We start from the raw sequence: 20,772 nt of genomic DNA, 5'->3' as shown, positions 1-20,772 counted from the left end.
TCTTACGCCTGAAGTACATAACGGCCCCTCGTTAAAAGAGTTTCTGAAGGGACCTAGCGGCCCCTCCTCATGAGCCTTGAAAGTGGAACCAGTAGGAGAATGACCCCCGGTCCGCAGATTCCCCCGCCTTTTTTTGACGTAGTCGTGGTTGTTGCGGCCGTGCTCGAGGTAGTTTCCTGAGTCGTCGTGGTCGTCCTCACAGTGGTTGTTGTAGTCGTTGTCCCGACGGGGGTGGTTGTGGTCGTGATGGACGGTGTAGTTGTTGCAGTGGTCCGGGTTATGGGGTTAAGTCCCGCGGTGATGGCTACCTCCTCCCCGCCCTTGATCTCGACGCTCTTCGAGTAGTCTTCGTAGCCGTCCTTGGAAACTCTGATAGTGTAGAGGCCGGCGCTCAGATTCAGGCTGAGTGGGGTGAGCCCTATGAACGTTCCGTTCAGGAACACGGCCGCACCTGAGGGTGTTGAAGTTATCCTCAGGGTTCCCGTCGGCGTCATGGGGATGAGGGTGGCTTTAATGTCAATTTCTTCGCCCGCCTTTATGCTCACGGATGTTTCGTAGAGATGGTAGCCGTTCATAGCCACTTTAACGCTGTGAGAACCAGGGGTCAGCGGCAGGAGGATCTCTCCTCCTTTCACTGACGTGAGGTTGCCGTCCAGGTAGATCTCCACCTTCTTCCCCAGGGATTCCGGATTCGGGCTTATCGTGACCCCCAGGATCCCGCTCTGGGGGAAGTCTTTGGGGTGGACGTTGAGGTTCTCGACCACTGCGTTGGTGACCGTCGTCCTCACGCTCACTTTTGTCGGTTCGTATCCTCCAACTCCAAAGACTTCCGGCTCCACGTCCTCTGATTCATATCCAGGAAGCGCTCCGTTGTACGGCAATCTGACTATGAAGCCGTCGGTGTTTCTTATCGATGAAAAGCGGTCGGTATCCCCAGAGAGTATCAGTGAGCCGTCCCCTCCAGTAAGTCCGTTTAAGACGTCAGAGGCACTCAGATTGTAGATCTTGCTGAATGCAACGGAGCCGTCATCTTTAAGGCCAAGGAGCCATATTTTTTTGGATACAGAGGCGGCCACAAAGAGTTCCCCGTTTTCGGCACTGAAGATACCGCCCGGGACTGGGCCTGCGGAGCCGACTTTGTAGCACTCCCCGCCTTCGTTCAGGTTCAGCAGTGCCAGACAGCCGTTGCTTCCCGCGGCAACGGTGATCCCTCCACCGGAGGATTCGAGCAGGGGATCGCTGACTGAAAAGTTCACGTACTCCAGGGCATCATCAACCGTGCCGCTTATCGGGTTAACGCGCAGTATTATTAGGTTGCCGCTCTCGGAGGAGCCCGCGGCTATCAGCTCGCCTTTTCCAGTGGCCATAGAATATTTGAACGAGGGGTAAACACTCGAGTATTCCCTCTGCCAGACCACGTTGCCGTAGGGGTTGAGGCGGAGTATCCAGAGGCCCGGTGTTCCGTCGACGTCAGTGTAGCCCCCAACGAAGATAGCGTTGCCTTCTATGGCGATCGAGGTTCCGCCATCCAGTCCGCTCAGGCCATAGGTCTTTGCCCACACGGAATTACCTTTTTCATCTATCTTCATAACAAAGAGGTCGGAATCAGATATGCCCTGGATCTCCTTTTTCAACGTTCCAACCACGACTACGTTCCCATCCTCGTCGATGGCCGCTTCGTTGAGGCGAATTTCCGCGTCCACCTCCAGGGTGTAGTACTTTGACCACAGGACGCTCCCATACCGGTCAACGCGCAGAACCCACGGCTGGGGTTTTCCGTTTATCCCCGTGCTGCCGACTGCAACAAGGTCGCCGTTCGGCATGGGGGAGGCGCCGCTTATACTGTCCGCCCCATCCCCTCCGTAGAACCTGACCCAATAGCTCTGGGACGCAACCGCTATGGAATAAGGTAGGATGCTCCATATGATCAGGAGCGTGATAAGCCGAGTGAGGGATCTCCTTTTCATCCCAACCACCGCCTTTTATAGGCCCTGGCCACTTAAGTTTTTTCTCCTGAGAACCTTTGGGAGAAATTTGTGCTCGCGCGCATATCACTCACGGGGGACGTCGTGAAAGGGCTTCCTATTATGACCGGAACACTCTTCGTGCTCGTTGAAAGGGGTATCAAGGCCTTCATCCGGGAATGAGGAACGTCTATCCCGGGCACATCGAGGAAATGGGTGGTAGATATGCAGCATGGAAGGGAGAAAAGAGAGATTAGGAGTTCAAAAAATTAAGGGGTTCACTCCTTCAACCACCTCTCCATCCACCCAGCGATAAGCTCAAGCCTCTTAACCCTGTGCTTCGGCTTTCCGCCCCTGCTGAGGTCGTGGTTCTCGCCGGGGAAGAGGGCCAGCTCAACGGTTTTGCCGAGGTATTTGAGTGCCGTGAAAAACTGCAGTCCCTCAGCTAACCAGCAGCGGTAGTCCTCCATGCTGTGGATTATGAGGAGCGGCGTCTCGACGTTGGGAGCGTACTTCAATGGACTCTTCTCCCAGTAACCCTCGGTGTTGCTCCACGGGTCGCCGCCAACCTGATCAGGGGCGAAGAAGTAGCCTATGTCAGTCGTTCCGAAGAAGCTCGTCCAGTTCGAGATTGAACGCTGGGTCACCGCGGCCTTGAAGCGGTTGGTGTGGCCGACTATCCAGTTCGTCATGAAGCCGCCATAGGAGCCGCCGGTTACTCCTATTCTCTCAGGGTCTATGAAGTCGAACCTCTTTACTGCCTCGTCCACGACCTCCATTATGTCCTGATAATCACGCTTGCCGTAGTGCTCCCTTATGTCGGCGAACTCCTCCCCGTAGCCGTCGCTTCCCCTCGGGTTGGAGAATATCACCGCGAAGCCCTTGGCAGTCAAAACGTGGAACTCGTGCATGAACGCGTAGCCGTAGGCTGTCTTCGGCCCGCCGTGGATTTCAAGGACAGCTGGGTACTTCCTGCCCGGTTCGAAGTTGACTGGCTTCATTACCCAGGCGTCAATCTCAACGCCGTCACTGGCTTTTACCTTAAAGTGCTCCGGCTTTGAGAGGCTGTACTCATTAATCCAGCCGTTGAAGTCGGTAACTTTCCTCTCCTTCCCGTCGCGGAGAACGTAGAGTTCAAGCGGTGTAACCGCGTCCTGGGCGGTGAATGCTATGTAGTCACCAATAGCAAAGCTCTCGACGCTCCTGTCCCCACCGATAATGCGCTCTACATTTCCGTTGAGGTTTACCCTAAAAAGGTTCACCCTCGGGCCGTCGGTGGCTACGTAGTAAACCCATCCATCTTTAAAGACGAGCTCAGCCCTCTGAGCACCGCGAACGTCGCTGTTGAGGGAGTTGTAGGCTGCCCTGTCAAGATCCCTCGTCAGCTTCCTCATCTCACCGGTTTCAGGGTTATAGTGGTAGATGTGTGTGTTCGTTGGAATACCGCGCTCGAGTGTGCTGGCTTTGAGGATGAACGTTCCGTTATCCAGCGGTATGAAGTCCGAGATGTCCCACTTGCCCGGCGTCAGCCTCTTGGCTTTCCTGCCCTCAAGGACGTAAAGGTCGCTGATCATCGGCTTCCTTTCGCGGTCTTCTTGGGCGATGAAGTATAACTTACCCCCATGGAAGCGGATCTGGCCAGTGTCGAGGTTCTTCGGGGTGAGGCGCTTCTTTTTGCCGGTTTCAATGTCAACAAGATAAACGACACTCCTCTTCCCATAGACCCAGCCGACACCGTTGAACCAGAAGGGGAGTTCCTTGATGATGTGGACGTCGTCCTTAGGCTTCTTCTCGACGTCTATCGGAGTAACGACCACTATGCCCTTCCCGTCCTCTGTAAAGCGGAGGTTTTTAATTCCGTACTTGAACTTCGCTAAAAGCCTTGCCTCGCCCCCGTCGGTGGGAATGACGTAAAGCTCGGCCTCCTTGCTTTCTTTGTCGCGCTTGGATGTGAAAGCAACCAGCTTTCCATCTGGAGAAAAGCGCGGGTTGGTGTCCTTCTTCCCCGAGGTGAAGGGCTTAACCCTTCTCCCGTCGTAGAAGTACAGCCTGGAGAAGTAGTCGTCCTTCTCGACGCTTATCTCCGTAACCTGGAAAACGAGCTTTCGCCTGAAGGCGTCTATGTTCCCCACAAGCTTGAACTTTCCGAGGTCTTTCTCGGTCAGACCTTTCGCCATTTAGAATCACCAAAACTATTGAGTCTTTTTCGTATAAAAGCTTAGCGTTTCGATACCGGTTTTAATAGATGACAATGCGAAAAAGTAATAAGGGCAATTCTCTAGTTTAGTTCATGCGTCGCATACTGAAAGTTGTCCTTGTCCTGGTTGTGGGAATGCTCATACTTTCGGCAGTGCAGTGGCTGGCGTTCCATCGGGCTGAGGAGAGGGTAGAATCCCTACCCTGCGACACCCGGCTTGCTCCTTACAGGCTGGAGGTTACGTCTTTTCTGCCGCCATCTGGAATCCTTAGAAATGCCGTCGGACACAGGATAGGATATCGTGGAGAAGTGGAGGCGGTAGTCTCAGGAAAACTCGGAGGGTACTCAGGCGATTATGAGATCTTGACTTGGATGATCTCCTCCGATTTGAATCAAAGTGTTGAATGGCTTGAAGAGGGCATCAAAGAGGAAAACCCTGACTACGTGTTGGTGGACTTTAGGATGGTAGAGAAGAGCTACTCTGCTTTAAAGTTTGCGCGGGAGTACGGCGAGAGGAACATCACAGAGGTCGTTTTCAGGCCTTCTCCCCCCTTGGCCTGGATGCTTGCCATAAGAGATTTTGCCTTCAGCGATAAAACCGACCCTTACATCCAAGGCGTGATTTTCGGACCCTTCATTGGCCTCGTCCTTGTGGGAGCGATTTTCCTTTGGCTTGTCCTCCTGGCGAAGCTCCAGAGGACTAACCGCCTGCTGAGGTTCCTATTGGCATCGATCCTGGCCATCCTCATTCTGTCCGCGGCAGTGGAGGGCCTAGTTTACGTTTTGGGTTATCTTATGCCAGATGAGGATAACGGCGCCGGTTCCTCCCCGTCCTGCAGTAAATTCCCCGACACCCTTCATCCTCACTATTCGGACTTCTATAACATGGCCGATGATTATGTCTGGGAGAACGAAACCTCTGCTTCCTGCGAGGTGCTTCACTACCTTCACTCTGCCTTAACCAGCGGAGAGTTCAGCACCCTCCAGAAAACCCTCAACGTTTCGTGTTCTTAGCTACCTTTTTAAATCCCCCTTCCCCCTTCTATCCGGGAGGGGTCGCTATGACCGTCAAGGTCCGCTTTGATAAGGAAGTGAGAGACTACGCTAAAGGCGAGAAGGTTAAGGACGATGTTCTCAGGCTCACCGAGACGGCTTTAGCTCAGGCTTTGGAGAAGTTCCACCGGAGAATGATAGTAATCGAGGGAGATACCGTAAAGAAGGCCGAACTTGCGGGAATTCTGGCCGGAGCTTCGGCGAGAGTCTTGGATTCGGTCCTTGAGGAGCTCATGAAGAAGCGCCTCCGCGATGAGAGTGAGAACACCATAGAGGTTCTCTACGCCACGGATGCCCTAGGAGAGGACACCTTTGGGAGAAAGCGCTACGAGGCCTTTAGAAAGCACTTCGACGTTTTGGCCGGAGGGAACGCCGAGGTCAAGGCGGTTACGTTCAAGCACACCCGCGACATCCTTGGAAGAACTTACGATTTGCTCGTTCTGGACATGAGCTACGATTATTCGCCAAACGACCTCGGCAGGATCATAGAGACCGTCCGCGGCGGCGGGCTGATATTCATCCTGGCTCATCCCTTCAACAAGTGGAAGGACATGTGGACGGGCTTCCACAAGAGCCTCGTTACTCCTCCTTACACGATTGACGACGTTAAGAAGCGCTTCAACAGGAGGCTCATCAGAAAGCTCACCGAATACGGCGAGATATACATCGTCACCGAGAACGGGAAGCTTAGGAAGAAGCCGAAGAGGAACAAGACCCAGGCGAAGATAAAGGGAAGGAAGGGCGTCGAGATTCCGGAGGAAACCACCTTCTCGCGCGAGCTCTACGAGATGGCCCTCACCGAGGGGCAGGTTGAGGTTCTAAAGGCCTTCGAGGGGCTGGTGGAGAAAGAGGGCATGCTCGTCCTCACCGCGGACAGGGGACGCGGAAAGAGCGTCTCCGTTGGAATTGCATCCATCGGCCTTGCCCTCGCGCTCGGAAAGAGGACGCGCATCGTGGTTACTGCCCCTGAACCCGAGAACGTTCAATCCTTATTCCGCTTCGCCAAGCGCGCCCTCGAAAGGCTCGGCTTCAAGCCGCACGTCGTCGAGGAGAAGGGCCTCATAAAGGAGCTCTACGCGAGGAAGATAGGGCTGCGCTACTACCCGCCCACCGAGGGCTACCGCAAGAGCGCCGACCTCTACATCCTCGATGAAGCGGCTGGAATCCACGTGCCGATACTCCACAAGTACCTGAACAAGCCGCGCGTCGTCTACTCCTCGACGATCCATGGCTACGAAGGGGCTGGAAGGGGATTCTCGGTCAAGTTCCTCAAGAAGGCGAGGGAAAAGAGGGAGTTCAAGGAGCTCCACATGGACGAGCCGATTCGCTATGCCGACCACGATCCGATTGAGAAGTGGCTCTTCGACGTTCTCCTCCTCGATGCTGAACCTGTTGAGCTGACGGAGGAGGACTACGAGCTCATCAAGAAGAAGGAGGTCTACTTCGAGGAGCCCAACCTCGACGACTGGTTCGAGCACGACAGGGAAGATCTTAGAAATTTCGTGGGCATCTATATTTTAGCTCACTACCGCAACAGGCCGAGCGACGTGGCTCTTTTAGCCGATGCCCCCCACCACGAGGCGAGAGTTCTCCGCCTCAAGAACGGCAAGATAGTGACGGCGGTGCAGATAGCGAAGGAGGGCAACATTCCAAAGAAGGTCATAGAGAAGATGGCCAAGGGCTACAAGCCGCGCGGAAACATAATCCCTGACATGATGGTCAAGCACCACATTCTCAAGGAGTTCGCCAAGCTGAAGGGATACCGCATAGTCAGGATAGCCACCCACCCGGACGCGATGGACATGGGGCTGGGGAGCAAGGCGCTCGAATTGCTGGAGAAGGAAGCCCGCGAAAAGGGCCTCGACTGGATAGGTTCCGGGTTCGGGGCGAGCGAAGAGCTGGCCCGCTTCTGGGTGAAGAACGGCTTCGCTGTTGTCCACCTCAGCCCGGCAAGAAACCCGGTCAGCGGCGAGTTCACTGCGATAGTCCTCAAGCCGATAAGCGAGAGAGCGAAGGAGCTGATTAAGAAGGCCAGCGACGAGTTCCGCGTTAGGTTGACGGAGTGGCTAAGTGACACCCATAGGGAGCTTGAGCCCGAGATAGCGCGCTGGCTCTTCGAGACGCCCTTCGGTGAGGCGGTGGATTACCCGATTCACCTGACGGAGATACAGAAGAAGCGCTTAGACGCCTTCACCGGCAAGGTTCTCACCTACGACACCGTTGTAGACGCGGTCAAGCCGATAGTGAAGCTCTACTTCCTAGACGGCTGGATGAAGCCCTACCTCGACGAGAGGCAGATAAAGCTCCTCATATACCGCGTTCTCCAGGCGCACAGCTGGGAAGAAACGGCGAAGCTCATAGACAGGACCGAGACATTTACCATGATAGAGGTGCGCGACATAATCCGGGGGCTTTGGTACTACTACAAGAGGCTGCTTAGGGGATGAATAATTTTTTAACTTCCTTCTCTAACTGCCCCTGTAATGGCATCGATAATCAGCGGTGTTCCCCATGGCCGGCAAGTGGGAAAAGATAGTCTCGATGACGAAGAGCGGGATCAGGATCATCGGTCAGATGAAACGGAAGGTCTCACGGGGTAAGAAGATAGCCCTTCTCATAGACGGACCCAATATTCTTGAGGAAGGAGTTCGGGATCAAGCTCGAGGATCTCGTTGAGGTTCTCTCGGAGATAGGGGATATAAGAGTGGCCAAGGTCGTTCTCAACCAGTACGCGCCCCAGGGCCTCATAGAGGCCGTTTCCAACCAGGGCTTTGAGCCCCTGATAGTCTCGGGTGAAACCGGGGTAAAGCTGGCCGTTGAGGCCATGAAAGAGATCTACAACCCCCACATCGACGTCATAGCACTGGCAACGAGGAACGCGGAGTTTCTGCCGGTTATACTCAAGGCCAAGGAGAAGGGAAAAGAGACCGTCGTGATCGGCGTTGAACCCGGGTTCTCAGCCGCACTGAAGCACGCGGCAGATTACGCAATACTCCTCGGCGGTGAAGAGGAATGAAGGAGACCCTCTTCCGGATACTCAAACGGGGCGAGAAGGAGGAGAGACAGGAGGTACCAAAGAAAACCATAGGCCTGATAATCGACGGGCCCAACATTCTGAGGAAGGAGTTCGGGATCAAGCTCGAGGATATCATGGAGGCCCTAACCAGGATCGGAAGCGTTAGGATAGCCAAGGTCATCCTCAACCAGTACGCGCCCCAGGGGCTAATAGAGGCGGTTGTCAACCAGGGCCTCGAACCGGTCATCGTTGCCGGCGACACGGACGTTCGCGTTGCCATAGAGGCCATGGAGATGATCTACAACGCGGACGTTGACGTTATAGCCCTAGCTTCGAGGGATGCCGACTTCCTTCCGATCATCATCGAGGCCAAAAGACGGGGGAAGGAGACCGTCGTGATAGGCGTTGATCCGGGCTTCTCAGTTGCACTCCAGAACGCGGCCGACTACGTTATAAAAATGGAGTCGTCAAGGGCTGTTGATCGAAACGGGGAGCGTTCCCTTGGCGGCCCTGAGCGCGGTAATCGCCCGGGGGCGTGATCCGTAGCGGGTTTCTTGATCCCCGATGCCTTTACATCTCTACTGAGCCCGCTATTCTTTTAAATCCCTTCCCAAAGCTCAAGGTATGATAGTCGCTATCATCGACGGCTACACGGATGAGCCGGCCGGCTTGGGCGTGCCGCCTTACCTCGGCATCTACCCGCGCTACGCCTACGGTGCGGTAAAGAAGGCCAGAAAAGACGCCTCGGTCTTTTACCTCACCATAGACGACCTCCGGGCAGCCTTCAAGGGCGAAGATGGGATAAGAACAAAAAACAAGACCCCAAACTTCCCCAACACGAAGAAGATACTGGAAAAAGCCGACGTCATTGTCTACATAGGCGGCCTCCACACCCCCGGCAAATACCTCTCCGCGGTTCCGTCTCAGGTGGAGGAGATAGCCGAGTTTATACGGCCGTTCAAGGGTGTAAAAATCCTCGGCGGGCCTGCTTTTATGGGTTCAGCCCACGCCGGGGGGACAAAGATTACCTCCCGCGAGCTTCTGCTGGCCCAGAGCGTTTTCGACCACATAGTTTACGGTGATCTGGAGGCTTTTCTCTTCGATTATCTGAGCAACCCGAAGGATGCCGACCCCTTCCGCTTCAGGACTTATGCTGAACTAAGGGATTATGCAATTATCGGGGCAGAAGTAGTTAGACAGTTTCCGGATTACCCTGACTTTGTTATTGTTGAGATAGAAACCCAGCGCGGCTGTCCGAAGGCGATGGGAATAGGCGGCTGTTCCTTTTGCACGGAGCCGGTTCGCTATAGGAAAGTTGAAGACAGGCCGGTTGAGGACGTCGTTGCTGAAGTTGAGGCCCTCTACAATCTCGGCGTCAGACACTTCAGGGTTGGAAGGCAGAGCTGCATCTTCTCCTACATGGCGAAGCCCAACGGAAGGGTTCCAATTCCGAATCCAGAAGCTATAGAACGGCTTTTCCGTGGAATCCGCTCAGTTGCTCCAGATGTTAAAACCCTCCACGTGGACAACGCCAATCCAGCCGTTATAGCGAACTATCCCGAGGAGAGCAGGAGGATAGCGAAGGCGCTCATAGAGTACGGCACCCCCGGGAACGTAGTGGCATTTGGCCTTGAGAGTGCAGACCCTAAGGTGGCAAAGCTCAACAACCTGAACGCTACCGCGGAGGAGACCTATGAGGCCGTTAAGATCCTCAATGAGATCGGTGGGGAGAGAGGTTACAACGGGATGCCCTGGCTCCTACCAGGAATAAACATAATCTTCGGCCTTCCAGGAGAGACTAAGAAGAGCTACGAAATAACCTTTCAGTTCCTCAAAAGGCTCCTCGACGACGGGCTGATGGTGAGGAGGATAAACATCCGCCAGGTGGTTGTATTCCCGGGGACGCCGCTCTGGCACATGAGGGATAAGGTGAAGACGGAAAAGCACAAGAAGCTCATCCAGCACTACAAGTACAAGATAAGGCACGAGATAGACCTGCCGATGCTGAAGCGGGTGGTTCCCGTTGGAACGATCCTCCGCGATGTTAGGGCCGAAGTTTTTGAGGACGGCCTCACCTACGGCAGGCAGATCGGGAGCTATCCGCTGATAGTGGGCATGCCGAAGGAGGTTCCTCTCAATAGGTTCTACGACGTTCTTATCGTCGATCACGGCTTCAGGAGCATAACAGGGATTCCGGTGCCGATCAACGTGAACAGGGAGAGTCCAAAGGTTCTCCAGTATCTCCCTGGAATAGGGAAGAAGAGATCCATCAGGATACTGGCTAAAAGGCCGTTCTCCCGGAAGGAGGAGTTCCTTGAGCTTGTTGATCCTTCCTTCCAAGAGGCTTTAAAGGATCTCATCAAAGTCTGATCGGTGACCCCTATGGAGCAGAGGACTCACACGCTCACCTCCGAGAGGCTTGTGGGAAGGCCGGTGCTGATAGGGGAAGGACGGGCTGTTGTGGAGCTTGAAACGATCGATGAGATGAAGGTTGACGAATACGGCCTCGTTCACGGCGGCTTCACCTTTGGGCTAGCTGACTACGCTGCCATGCTGGCCGTGAACGAGCCCACTGTGGTCCTTGGAAAGGCCGAGGTGCGCTTTCTGAAACCTGTCAAAGTCGGGGAGAAGCTGAGGGCCGAGGCAAATGTTGTGGACGACCTCGGGAGGAAAAAGGTAGTTAAAGCCGAGGTCTTCAACGAAAGGGGGGAGAAAGTGTTTGAGGGGACCTTCCACTGCTACGTCCTCGAAAAGCACGTCCTTGAAAAATGAAAAGTCAGACGAGCTTCTCCCCCTTTAGGACTTTTTCCATCCTGTCCATTGCCTCTTCAAGCTTCTCGTATGCTGTGGCGTAGCTTATCCTGATGTAGCCCTCCCCAGCTTTTCCGAAGGCAGAACCCGGAACCACGGCAACCTTTGCCTCCTTGAGCATGAGCTCGCTGAACTGGTGGTCGGTCAAGCCAGTGTCCCTTATCCTCGGGAAGATGTAGAAGGCGCCCTTTGGCTTTACCGTTGGGAGGCCCATTTCATTTAAGCGCTCCCAGACGAGGTTCCTCCTCCTGTCGTACTCTTTCCTCATCTCCTCAACTGCCTTCCAGCTCCGCTCATCCTCAAGGGCCTTAGCGGCGGCGTACTGAACGAAGGTAACTGGACAGGTGGAGTTGTACATCTGGAAGCGCGTCATCTTCTCGATTATCCAGGCTGGAGCTGCGACGAAGCCGAGTCTCCAGCCGGTCATTGCGAAGGTCTTGGAGAAGCCGTTTACGGTGATGGTTCTCTCGAACATGCCGTCGAGTGAAGCTATGCTGTGGTTCTTAACGCCGTCGTAGACGAAGTGCTCGTAGACCTCGTCGGAGAACAGAATGAGGTCGTGCTCAACGGCGAAGTCCGCTATCTCCTCGATGTCCTTCTTCGTCAGAACGGAGCCCGTCGGGTTGTTTGGGGTGTTTATGATGAGGGCCCTCGTCCTCTCGGTGACGTGCTTCTCAAGGTCGTCAACTGAAAGCCTGAACTCGTTCTCCTCATAGGTTGGGACTTCAACGGGCTTTCCCCCGGCGAGGATAACCGCGGGAGCGTAGCTCACGAACATCGGCGAGGGGATGAGGACTTCCTCGTTGTCCTTCAGGAAGGTAGAGAGACCCATGAGAAACGCCTGATTGGCTCCGGTGAGGATCATAACCTCGGTCTTGGGGTCGGCCTCGATGCCGTTCTGTTCCCTGAGCTTCTTTGCAACGACCTCCCTAAGCATAGGCAAACCAGCGTTTGGGCCGTAGTGGGTATACCCTTTGTCGAGGCCCTCCTTCGCGTACTCTTTGATATGCTCCGGTGTGTCAAAATCCGGTTCACCGATGCCGAGTGAGATGACATCCTCCATTCCCGCGGCGAGGTCAAAGAGCTTCCTGATCTCAGAAGGGTTAACGAGTTCCAGCCTATCGCTCAGCGCCATTGTGATCACCGGAAATCCTTTGGATGGAATGTTTATAACGTTACCTGGCGAAAAAAGGGTACTTCAAAGGGCTTTAAAGATCATCAGTGTCAAAAGCTGTCCTTTAAGTTTGGTCAAGAATTTCTTCGACGGTTTCCTTAACCTCTTCCACAACGTCACTCCTAGCGTAGACTCCCCACCGCCATTGGGTATCCTTGAGTTCAACCAGAGAGCGAACGAGGGGTGAAACTTCGCTCAGCCGCTTGAGTCCGGTAGAGGTTTTAACGAAGGCGTTCCGCTCTTCGAACTTGGGTTTGGGTGGGTAATCAACGATGGTCAGGTGTCCGAACTCTTCCTTTAACGCCTCTTCGAGTTCCCTGACCTTCTCCGGCGGGAGCTCATTCCCGGAGTAGACTGCCCTCTTGTAGAGATTCCTTTCGTCGATGGCCCTGACCAGCTCGCGCACTTCATCCCTTTCGCTCGTCCGGAGGGTGGAGACCAGGTCGATCTCGTCCATAACTCGTATTTCCTCGAAGGGTATCCCCTCAAGCTTCACAGCCTCAACGAGCATCGCTCCCGCTATCTTGGATACGTGGTGCTGGTAGACCGTCGAGTACATCATGCTCCTGGCCAGCAGAAGGTTTTGTGCGGCCATAAGACCTTTTTCAAGAACCACCAGTTTTTCACCGTCCCATATCAGGTTCCTCACGAGCCTTTCAAGGTCAACGAGTCCGTAGGCAACTCCGCTGTAGTAAGCATCGCGGACGAGGTAGTCCATTCTGTCTGCATCGATGTCGCCGCTCACCAAGGGATGCTTGAGGAGCCTTGAGAACTCCTTGAGGGAGTACCTTTCTTGTATGACCTCCCCCACCTCCCCACGCTTCAGGAACCAAAGGGTGTTCTCCTCGTGTTTGGGGTAGGTGGCCTCTAGGGTGTGGGAGAAGGGGTAGTGTCCGAGGTCGTATAGCAGGGCCGCGTAGACTGTTCCCTCCTCCACTTCTGGATTTCGTTCCGCCATCTTGGAGGCCAGATAGAAGGTTCCGAGGGAGTGCTCAAAGCGGGTGTGCCTCGCGGAGGGATACGCCAGAAAAACTAATCCGAGCTGGGTTATCCTCCTGAGGCGCTGGAACTCGGGGGTGTCGATGAGTCTGCGAACGAAGTCGTCAATCTCTATCGATCCGTGGATGGGATCGTGGATCAGCTTCATTACGGCCCCTCCAAATAAAAAAGGAAGAAAAGATTACTCCTTTTCCCGGATCACCTTGACCAGCTTGTAGTGCTTGCCACCGCATTCGACGTCATCTAGTATCTCAAGGATCTTGACGGTGTCGCCCTCAAAGAGCCCCTCGGGCTTGGCGAGGCTCTCTTTTTCGGGGTCCTCGCAGTCCACGAACTTCAGCGTCATCTTTGAACCCACTATGGCCGTTCTTGGGTCGAGCAGTATCTCGATCGACGGTTCCACGACCTCAACGACGCGGACCTTCCCCTCGTGGAGCGGGCATGAGTGCTCTATGTTCCTGACCTTGACGACCTTGTACCTCCTACCGGGTTCGAGGTTTCCAACGCATACCCTTGCCAGCCTGCAGGTCTTGCAGGGCTCAGCTGGACCGTAGTAGATAAACTCCATTCCGGGTTTCGCCAGCTTTTCACCGACCAGTGTGATGACCATTCCAAACACCTCCATGAGACGTGATCTTTAGATGACGCCGGTTATCTTCGCGGCCTTCTCGGCCGCCTCCCAGGTTAAGCCGTCGCGCCCGAGTATGGTGTAGCGCTCCGGCCTTATCGTGTGGGCTATCGTTAGGGCTTTTATTATTATCTCAGGCTCGATTTCAAGCTCGTATGCGTTTGTAGGTGCGCCAACCTTCTTTAAGGTTTCCCTAACCCTCTCCCATTTTAGGCCGTGGAGGTAGGCAGTTATTATAGTCCCAACTCCAACCTGTTCACCGTGGAGGGCCGGTTTTGGGGCTATGGCGTCGAGGGCGTGGCTGAAGAGATGCTCAGCTCCGCTGGCTGGTCTGGATGATCCAGCTATGCTCATGGCAACGCCGCTTGATATGAGACCCTTTACGACCTTCCTAACGGACTCCTCGTTGCCTATGCGGATTATGTCGGCGTTCTTCATCACCATCTTGGCGCTCATCAAACTCAGAGAAGCCGCGTACTCGCTGTAGTATTCTCCCCTGATGCGATGGGCCAGCTGCCAGTCTTTAACCGCAGTGAGGTTGCTTATTATGTCCCCAACGCCTGCAGCTAGGTAGCGGTATGGGGCGGTTTTGATAACCTTCACATCCGCTATGACGGCTATTGGAGGCCTCGCCTTCACCGATGTTTTGGAGCCCAGATCCTTTATCGACGCGTTTGCGCTGGCTATGCCGTCGTGTGAAGCGGTCGTGGGAAAGCTTATGAAGGGGATTTCGAGCCGGTAGGATGCGAGCTTCGCCACGTCTATTATGCTCCCCCCTCCAACGGCGATCATCCAGTCAGCTTTCAGCTCCTTCGCCAGTTCCATGGCCCTACTAACCTCTTCCATAGTGGCCCCTTTAACCACCATCCCAGAAACGTCGAACTCGCGCGAGAGGTTTTCCTCAACCTCCTCACCAGCTATCTCCCTTGTCCTGGGGCCGTACAGAACGAGGGCATTCCTTCCAAGTTTAAGCCGTCTGGCAACGCTGACGCTCTCTTCTGCGAGGCCCTCGCCGAGGAGCACTTCCCTGGGCAGCTCCATCAGGTGCACTTTCTTCACCTCACTTAACTAAGGCGCCCCCGCTTAAAAAATGATTGGATAGGAAAAGCTTTAACCCCTTCCCCTTACCCACATCGGTGGTTCAATGGGGGCGGGAGAGTTCTTCCAGAGGTACTTCGTCGATCCGATAAAGTACAATCAGGGCTACAATCCGGTAAACACGACCGTCTACGCGATAATCCTTGGAATAGCGGTCCTTCTCCTCTACAGGCTCCTCAAGAAGCTTGGAATAAGGGTGAACGAAACCTTCTTCGTCTCCCTGATGCCCTATATTTTCCTGGGCCCCCTGATGAGGGCGATGACGGACGTGGGCATGCTCCCCAGGACGTACCTCACCGTGAGCCCAGGTGGATACTTTGTGATAGCCGCTTTTGCCATTGCCGCCCTCTTCGTTGTCTGGAGGCATGTAGGACCTGGTGAAAAGTTCTACCCCCTTTATAGGGACGTGGGACTACTCCTGGTGGGCGGACTGCTGTTCATTCTGATCATAAACCTTGACAAGGTCGATTTCAGGTGGTCGTACTTTTACTACTTCCTTCCCGCCCTTTTGGCAGCCGAGGCTTTTATATGGGCCCTATCAAAGAAGTTTGAAATCATCAGAAACAACAGGATTCTTTTTTACACTCACTTCTACGATGCAACGACGACCTTCGTGGGGATCCAGTTCTTCGGCTACTGGGAGCAGCACGTTCTAGCGAGAACCCTGATAGACATGACGGGGACGCCAGCTGTTATGTACCTCGAAAAATTCGTTATTCTCCTCCCGGTGGTATGGATACTGGACAGGATGATGGAAGATGAAGATCCGGACCTGATAAACTTCGTTAAGCTGGCCATGTTCATTCTCGGCTTCGGGCCCGGGACGAGGAACCTGCTGATAACTCTCATGGGGGTGTGAGAATGGAGGTCAGATGGAATGAGGTAGTTTTCTCGCTTGCTAAAGACGTCGAGAGGGCAGTTATGCCCCTCTTTGGAAAGCCCAAGGCCGGAGAAGTTGTTGGGACGAACGTGAGCGGTGATGTAACGGACTACGTGGATAGGGTTTCAGAGGACATAGTCCTTGAGAGACTCAGGCCGCTGGGAATCAACGTGGTGAGCGAAGAGATAGGGTTCATTGATAACGGGAGCGACTACACGGCCGTTGTTGATCCCATAGACGGCTCGTACAACTTCACTGCTGGGATACCAATATTCGCCTTCAGCTTCGCCCTATTCAAAGGGGAGAAGCCCGTTTATGGGGCCCTATACGAGTTCTCAACCGGGAACTACTACGAGGCTGTTCCAGGCAAAGGGGCCTACATGAACGGCGAACCAATACGAGTTCAGCCGAAACCGCCGGAGAAGGCCGCACTGAGCTTCTACACCCGCGGAAGGGGCATCGGGATAATCCGGAGGGTCAAACGGGTTAGGGTCCTGGGTGCGATCGCCGTTGAACTCGCGTACCTTGCCAAAGGAGCACTCCAGGGAGTCGTCGATGTGAGGAACTACGTCAGGCCGACGGACATAGCCGCTGGAACGATGATAGCGAGGGAAGCAGGGGCGATCGTTGTGGATGATACCGGAAAAGATCTCAAAATACGGCTGAGCGCGGAGGAGAAGATGAACCTCGTGGCTGCCAGCGATCAAAGGACATTGGATATAATCCTCGAAGAGGTGGGTGAGTGATGGGAACCGGGGAACTCGTTAAGGCCGTGAAGCATGCTTGGATGACCTACACGATAGCCCTGATAAACTTCGCGGTCTTTGGCTACGAGCTCTACTTGAGCGGCTCCCTCACCGTTAAGGACCCTGCCCTCCTCAGACTGGGCCTCCTGAACTTCTGCGTTACAGAATGCCACGAGTACTGGCGCCTCGTGAGTGCCATCTTCGTCCACCTGAGCTGGATCCACCTCGCTATGAACACATTCTTCTTGATCTACCTCGGCAGCCAGCTTGAGGTCTTCGTGGGAAGGCTGAGGTATCTCGTGCTTTACCTGACGGCTGGGATATTTGGGAACGTGCTCAGCGTTGCCCTCATGGATCCGTTCGTTTTAAGCGGCGGCGCCAGCGGGGCGCTCTTTGGGGTAGCCGGGGCGCTCATAATGATCGAGGGAGTTCTAAAGAGGAACATCCAAAACGCACTGGCTAATGCGGTCTTCCTCTTTCTGATAAACAGCTGGATGCCCCACGTGAATGCAATAGCCCACCTCGGCGGTCTGATAGTGGGCATAGCCTTCGGCTACATCTACGGCCAATACGTTAAAGAGAGGATGGCGCGTATGCTCTACTGGGATGAGGTTTATTGAGGTGATTCCATGAAGGCCGACGGAAGGTGGGAGGGGGTTTACTCCTTTGAGGACTCCCCGTTCATAATGGAGATACTGACCGAGCTGAGGGATAAGAACACGGACAGCATATCCTTCAGGAAGGGGCTCGTCAAGCTCGGAAGGTACATGGGCTACGAGCTTACAAAGACGATGGATACAGAGGAGGTCGAGATCGAGACGCCGCTTGAGAAAACCCTGGGGACGGTGGTCAAGGACAGGAGAAACGTGGTCATCATAACGGTTCTCCGTGCTGCGATACCCCTCATGGAGGGGCTGATAAAGGTTCTCGAACACGCTAGGGTGGGCATAGTCTCGGCCTCGCGCGGAAAGGCCCCCAACTTTGAGATAGAGATGAACTACATTAAGATACCCAACATAACGCCCGAAGACACCGTTGTGGTTGCGGATCCCATGATAGCAACCGGCTCCACCCTTATCAAAGTCCTTAAAGAAGTTGGGAAGTACGGAAAGCCAAAGAGACTCATTGTCCTCGGCGTTCTGGCGGCTCCTGAGGGAATATCAAGGATAAAGGAAGAGTTCCCAGACGTGGAGATATTCGTGACAAAGATTGACCGCGAGCTCAACGATAATGGCTACATCCTTCCCGGGCTCGGCGACGCCGGTGACAGGGCCTTTGGGGCGCCCTTAAAGGGGAGGTAGTTTCTTTTTTCATTTCTTTGGGCGATGGTCAGATAATTGCGAAAGCCTTATTAAATATTGATGGTTTAATATTAATACGTCTAATACGCCAGGCCCATGTCAAGAACTCACACCGGAGGGGCTAAAATGAGGATAGAAATAAAGCTCAGACCAATAGGCGAGGATCCCATACTTCCTTTCAATTATAACTACGAGGTTTACCGTCAGATAGTTGACAAAATAACCCTGATATCACCGGATATTGCAAAAGAAGTGGAGCTCAGCCACGTTGATCACTTCACTTTCTCTAGGATTCTCGTTAGGAAGCGTGAACTTCTTCCCGAGAGGGGAATACGGATTCTTTCGGACACGGTTTCCCTGTACGTCTCGTCCCATTCTCCAGAGGTAATACAGGCCATAGTGGAGGGCTTCATGACGAGCCCGTCGATGAAGATTGGAGAGACTGACTTCGTTGCCGATGATGTTAAACCCCTGAAGGAACCGAGGATCCACAACGGAGTTCTCTTCTCCACGCTAAGCCCCATAATAGTGCGCACAGTGAAGTTCGAAAACAACAGGATGAAGATATGGGATCTCTATCCGAGCGAGCCTACTTTCTTTGACAAGCTCAGAAAGGTCATGCTCCTCAGATACTCCGAACTCTATGGACGCACACCCGAGGATTCTCTGTTCAAGATCGAGGTCGTGAAGTTCAAGCCCGTCAGAATACTCGTGGCTGACACTTACTACAGGGGCTCCCTGATGATATTCAGATACTTCGGCTCCCAGGAGATCGCGAGCTTTGGATACGACCTGGGCTTCGGCGAAAAGACGCGCTACGGTTTTGGGATGGTTAAGGTAATCGATGAGGACAGGGCAAAGTCCGGAGAAATGGGAGGGTGATCGCATCCCTTTTGACATCCCCCTGTGAGCTCACCTTTCGGGGAAAGGCCGTATTACTGCGCGTTCCTCTGTTTTGAAACTGGGGCTCTTTTTACGCAGGATGAGAGATAGAGTTAAAAAGGCCCCGAGCGGATTAATGATCAGGTGAGAACGATGAGCAGTTTTGATGAGGTTAAGGGTTCGGATGCCAATTACGATGATTACATCACGTTCCTCAAGAGGAGGATCAGGCAGTTAGAGCTCCAGGTCAGAACGCTTGAAGCGGACAAGGAGCGGCTTGAAAGGGAGCTTTCGCGCCTTAGAATGGAGATGTCCAGGCTGAGGCAGCCTCCGGCATTTGCGGGGACTCTCCTGGAGATACTCGACGACGACAGGGCGATAGTCCAGAACTTCAACGGGCCGCGCTTCGTGGTCAGGATAGCCCCATGGATAGAGCGCGACAAGCTCAAGCCCGGCTCGAGGGTTGCCCTCGACCAGAGGACGATGGCGGTGGTCGAGCTCCTCCCGAGCGAGAAGGATCCGAGTGTTCTCGGCTTCGAGGTCATCGAGAAGCCCAGGGTCACTTACAGCGACATTGGGGGTCTTGACAGACAGCTGCACGAGCTCAGGGAGGCCGTTGAGCTTCCGCTCAAGCACCCGGATCTCTTTGAAAAGGTCGGAATAGAGCCCCCTAAGGGAGTCCTCCTCTACGGTCCGCCCGGCTGTGGAAAGACCCTGATGGCAAAGGCCGTTGCAAACCACGTCAACGCCACCTTCATCAGGGTCGTCGGAAGCGAGCTTGTGAGGAAGTTCATAGGCGAGGGAGCTAGGCTTGTCCACGAACTCTTTGAGCTGGCCAAGGAAAAGGCACCAACCATCGTGTTCATCGATGAGATAGATGCCATCGGTGCAAAGAGAATGGACGAGACGACCGGCGGGGAGAGGGAAGTGAACAGGACCCTCATGCAGCTCCTCGCCGAGATGGACGGCTTCGACCCGCGCGGAAACGTTAAGATAATAGCGGCAACCAACAGACCCGACATACTCGATCCAGCCCTCCTCAGGCCCGGAAGGTTCGACAGGCTTATTGAGGTCCCTCTTCCGGACTTCAAGGGCAGGCTTGAGATACTGAAGGTTCACACGAGGAAGATGAACCTCAGGGGAGTCGACCTCTCGGTGATAGCTGACATAACCGAGGGGGCCAGCGGCGCGGATCTTAAGGCCATCGCTACCGAGGCCGGAATGTTCGCAATCAGGGACAGGAGAACTTACATCACCCAGGAAGACTTCCTCAAAGCAGTGGATAAAGTCCTTGGGGCCGAGAAGAGGCTCGCCCAGGCGATAGCAATGCACGAGGTTATGTACGGCTGATCCATCTTTTATTTTCGGTGATGGTTCTTCAACTGTACGGATTTTGCATTTCTATCACAACCTTTTTATAGGATGACGGAGTTTTTAATCCAGGGGGGTAATATGAAGAGAAAGTACCTTCTCTGGGGCTCTCTCATAATTATCGGCCTCGTTGGCCTCTCCGCCCTGGTCTACTCCGAGAGCACCCTAAACCTCCGCCCCACTGGATACTACTCCTCCAGCGGTGAGCACGTGTACCCCACTCCGGTTCCGATCCACGGAGAAGCATGGGCCAACTTCAGCAACGCGTTCGTGATAAGCGTTCTAAGGAAATCCGGAAGGATAATAGTCCGGGCAGAACCGAAAGAGGACTATACCATCGAGAGCTTGAAGGTGCTGATTTACAGGCAGTACGGCAACGACCTCTACGTGGATACCGGATTTGGAGCAGGAAGCCTCAAAGTGTACCGCGAGAAAACGAGGAACGGCTGGGCTCAGGTTGTTGAGGCCACTCCTCAGAAGGATCTTGGCAAGGGAAGCGTGGAGCTCATCTTCATGGACAGAACCCCAAAAAATCTGGAGAAGCTGATCTCCCTCCGCGTTGAGGTGGTGGCGAAGAAAGGATTCAGGCGTTACAGGGGGGAGTGGGACTTTACGGTTCCAAACCCCTCCGAGTGATTTATAAATCCCGCCT

At 54.2% G+C, this 20,772-nt stretch carries 18 protein-coding genes and 1 pseudogene; 13 read left to right on the top strand and 6 right to left on the bottom strand.

From position 1 onward, the window contains the following. Positions 1-53: 53 nt before the first annotated feature. A complete protein-coding gene (locus tag A3L09_RS06875; protein ID WP_088858250.1) occupies positions 54-1,967 on the bottom strand; it encodes a PEGA domain-containing protein in 1,914 nt (637 codons plus the stop codon). Positions 1,968-2,242: 275 nt separating this feature from the next. Next, the gene (locus A3L09_RS06870; RefSeq protein ID WP_088858249.1) at positions 2,243-4,141 is read right to left on the bottom strand and encodes a S9 family peptidase; all 1,899 of its coding nucleotides are present in this window, start codon (positions 4,139-4,141) and stop codon (positions 2,243-2,245) included. A 113-nt stretch (positions 4,142-4,254) separates the two neighbouring features. On the opposite strand from A3L09_RS06870, the gene A3L09_RS06865 reads away from it, so the two are divergent. The 6 genes and pseudogenes from A3L09_RS06865 (at position 4,255) to A3L09_RS06840 (ending at position 11,002) form a co-directional block, all read left to right on the top strand. Further along, complete coding sequence (locus A3L09_RS06865) at positions 4,255-5,175, top strand: hypothetical protein (RefSeq protein ID WP_157727211.1); 921 nt, start codon at positions 4,255-4,257, stop codon at positions 5,173-5,175. A gap of 47 nt (positions 5,176-5,222) precedes the next feature. Further along, positions 5,223-7,661 (top strand): tRNA(Met) cytidine acetyltransferase TmcA, encoded by a 2,439-nt coding sequence (locus A3L09_RS06860; protein WP_088858247.1) that lies wholly within the window; start codon positions 5,223-5,225, stop codon positions 7,659-7,661. Between the two features lie 64 nt (positions 7,662-7,725). Beyond that, a pseudogene (locus tag A3L09_RS06855) lies at positions 7,726-8,230 on the top strand (TIGR00288 family NYN domain-containing protein). Beyond that, on the top strand, positions 8,227-8,769 hold the full coding sequence (locus A3L09_RS06850; protein WP_232473496.1) for a TIGR00288 family NYN domain-containing protein: 543 nt from the start codon (positions 8,227-8,229) through the stop codon (positions 8,767-8,769). Before A3L09_RS06855 ends, A3L09_RS06850 begins: the two are co-directional and overlap by 4 nt. Before the next feature lie 85 nt (positions 8,770-8,854). Then, complete coding sequence (locus tag A3L09_RS06845; protein ID WP_088858246.1) at positions 8,855-10,600, top strand: radical SAM protein; 1,746 nt, start codon at positions 8,855-8,857, stop codon at positions 10,598-10,600. A 12-nt stretch (positions 10,601-10,612) separates the two neighbouring features. After that, positions 10,613-11,002, top strand: coding sequence for a PaaI family thioesterase (locus A3L09_RS06840; RefSeq protein ID WP_088858245.1), 390 nt, complete (start codon positions 10,613-10,615; stop codon positions 11,000-11,002). A 4-nt stretch (positions 11,003-11,006) separates the two neighbouring features. Here A3L09_RS06840 and A3L09_RS06835 read toward each other — a convergent pair whose 3' ends face one another. From A3L09_RS06835 to A3L09_RS06820, 4 genes are all read right to left on the bottom strand, one after another. Then, positions 11,007-12,176, bottom strand: coding sequence for a pyridoxal phosphate-dependent aminotransferase (locus A3L09_RS06835; RefSeq protein ID WP_088858244.1), 1,170 nt, complete (start codon positions 12,174-12,176; stop codon positions 11,007-11,009). A gap of 103 nt (positions 12,177-12,279) precedes the next feature. Continuing rightward, a complete protein-coding gene (locus tag A3L09_RS06830; protein WP_088858243.1) occupies positions 12,280-13,362 on the bottom strand; it encodes an HD domain-containing protein in 1,083 nt (360 codons plus the stop codon). A gap of 33 nt (positions 13,363-13,395) precedes the next feature. Next, on the bottom strand, positions 13,396-13,824 hold the full coding sequence (locus A3L09_RS06825) for a UPF0179 family protein (protein WP_088858242.1): 429 nt from the start codon (positions 13,822-13,824) through the stop codon (positions 13,396-13,398). A 27-nt stretch (positions 13,825-13,851) separates the two neighbouring features. Continuing rightward, entirely contained in the window at positions 13,852-14,892 is a 1,041-nt protein-coding gene (locus A3L09_RS06820; RefSeq protein WP_088858241.1) for an NAD(P)-dependent glycerol-1-phosphate dehydrogenase, read from the bottom strand. Between the two features lie 94 nt (positions 14,893-14,986). Between A3L09_RS06820 and A3L09_RS06815 the strand changes: the two genes are divergently transcribed. The 7 genes from A3L09_RS06815 (at position 14,987) to A3L09_RS06785 (ending at position 20,756) form a co-directional block, all read left to right on the top strand. Further along, entirely contained in the window at positions 14,987-15,799 is an 813-nt protein-coding gene (locus tag A3L09_RS06815; protein ID WP_088858240.1) for a DUF63 family protein, read from the top strand. A gap of 2 nt (positions 15,800-15,801) precedes the next feature. Continuing rightward, positions 15,802-16,566 (top strand): bifunctional fructose-bisphosphatase/inositol-phosphate phosphatase, encoded by a 765-nt coding sequence (locus A3L09_RS06810; RefSeq protein WP_088858239.1) that lies wholly within the window; start codon positions 15,802-15,804, stop codon positions 16,564-16,566. Continuing rightward, on the top strand, positions 16,566-17,186 hold the full coding sequence (locus A3L09_RS06805; RefSeq protein ID WP_088858238.1) for a rhomboid family intramembrane serine protease: 621 nt from the start codon (positions 16,566-16,568) through the stop codon (positions 17,184-17,186). The genes A3L09_RS06810 and A3L09_RS06805 overlap by 1 nt, the downstream gene beginning before the upstream one ends. A 9-nt stretch (positions 17,187-17,195) precedes the next feature. Further along, positions 17,196-17,867 carry a uracil phosphoribosyltransferase gene (upp, locus tag A3L09_RS06800; RefSeq protein WP_088858237.1) on the top strand — a complete coding sequence of 224 codons (672 nt, stop codon included), beginning with the start codon at positions 17,196-17,198 and terminating at the stop codon, positions 17,865-17,867. Positions 17,868-17,993: 126 nt separating this feature from the next. Continuing rightward, positions 17,994-18,749 (top strand): CRISPR-associated endoribonuclease Cas6, encoded by a 756-nt coding sequence (cas6, locus tag A3L09_RS06795; protein WP_088858236.1) that lies wholly within the window; start codon positions 17,994-17,996, stop codon positions 18,747-18,749. 153 nt (positions 18,750-18,902) lie between these two features. After that, positions 18,903-20,099: a proteasome-activating nucleotidase gene (locus A3L09_RS06790; RefSeq protein ID WP_088858235.1), complete on the top strand. Its 1,197-nt coding sequence runs from the start codon at positions 18,903-18,905 to the stop codon at positions 20,097-20,099. A gap of 102 nt (positions 20,100-20,201) precedes the next feature. After that, a complete protein-coding gene (locus tag A3L09_RS06785; RefSeq protein WP_088858234.1) occupies positions 20,202-20,756 on the top strand; it encodes a hypothetical protein in 555 nt (184 codons plus the stop codon). The last annotated feature ends 16 nt before the right edge of the window (positions 20,757-20,772 follow it).

The organism is Thermococcus profundus, from assembly GCF_002214585.1.
GTDB classification, from domain to species: domain Archaea; phylum Methanobacteriota_B; class Thermococci; order Thermococcales; family Thermococcaceae; genus Thermococcus; species Thermococcus profundus.
The sequence above is the reverse complement of the archived record's forward strand: the minus strand, read 5'-3'. Positions and strand labels throughout refer to the sequence as shown.

What these genes read in the sequence shown, in the direction of transcription:
- A3L09_RS06875 (WP_088858250.1), bottom strand. Translation starts at nt 1,967, where the DNA reads ATGAAAAGGAGATCCCTCACTCGGCTTATCACGCTCCTGATCATATGG.
- A3L09_RS06785 (WP_088858234.1), top strand. Translation starts at nt 20,202, where the DNA reads ATGAAGAGAAAGTACCTTCTCTGGGGCTCTCTCATAATTATCGGCCTC.
- A3L09_RS06845 (WP_088858246.1), top strand. Translation starts at nt 8,855, where the DNA reads ATGATAGTCGCTATCATCGACGGCTACACGGATGAGCCGGCCGGCTTG.
- upp (WP_088858237.1), top strand. Translation starts at nt 17,196, where the DNA reads ATGAAGGCCGACGGAAGGTGGGAGGGGGTTTACTCCTTTGAGGACTCC.
- A3L09_RS06810 (WP_088858239.1), top strand. Translation starts at nt 15,802, where the DNA reads ATGGAGGTCAGATGGAATGAGGTAGTTTTCTCGCTTGCTAAAGACGTC.
- A3L09_RS06870 (WP_088858249.1), bottom strand. Translation starts at nt 4,141, where the DNA reads ATGGCGAAAGGTCTGACCGAGAAAGACCTCGGAAAGTTCAAGCTTGTG.
- A3L09_RS06835 (WP_088858244.1), bottom strand. Translation starts at nt 12,176, where the DNA reads ATGGCGCTGAGCGATAGGCTGGAACTCGTTAACCCTTCTGAGATCAGG.
- A3L09_RS06850 (WP_232473496.1), top strand. Translation starts at nt 8,227, where the DNA reads ATGAAGGAGACCCTCTTCCGGATACTCAAACGGGGCGAGAAGGAGGAG.
- A3L09_RS06840 (WP_088858245.1), top strand. Translation starts at nt 10,613, where the DNA reads ATGGAGCAGAGGACTCACACGCTCACCTCCGAGAGGCTTGTGGGAAGG.
- A3L09_RS06865 (WP_157727211.1), top strand. Translation starts at nt 4,255, where the DNA reads ATGCGTCGCATACTGAAAGTTGTCCTTGTCCTGGTTGTGGGAATGCTC.
- A3L09_RS06830 (WP_088858243.1), bottom strand. Translation starts at nt 13,362, where the DNA reads ATGAAGCTGATCCACGATCCCATCCACGGATCGATAGAGATTGACGAC.
- A3L09_RS06805 (WP_088858238.1), top strand. Translation starts at nt 16,566, where the DNA reads ATGGGAACCGGGGAACTCGTTAAGGCCGTGAAGCATGCTTGGATGACC.
- A3L09_RS06790 (WP_088858235.1), top strand. Translation starts at nt 18,903, where the DNA reads ATGAGCAGTTTTGATGAGGTTAAGGGTTCGGATGCCAATTACGATGAT.
- A3L09_RS06815 (WP_088858240.1), top strand. Translation starts at nt 14,987, where the DNA reads ATGGGGGCGGGAGAGTTCTTCCAGAGGTACTTCGTCGATCCGATAAAG.
- A3L09_RS06860 (WP_088858247.1), top strand. Translation starts at nt 5,223, where the DNA reads ATGACCGTCAAGGTCCGCTTTGATAAGGAAGTGAGAGACTACGCTAAA.
- A3L09_RS06825 (WP_088858242.1), bottom strand. Translation starts at nt 13,824, where the DNA reads ATGGTCATCACACTGGTCGGTGAAAAGCTGGCGAAACCCGGAATGGAG.
- cas6 (WP_088858236.1), top strand. Translation starts at nt 17,994, where the DNA reads ATGAGGATAGAAATAAAGCTCAGACCAATAGGCGAGGATCCCATACTT.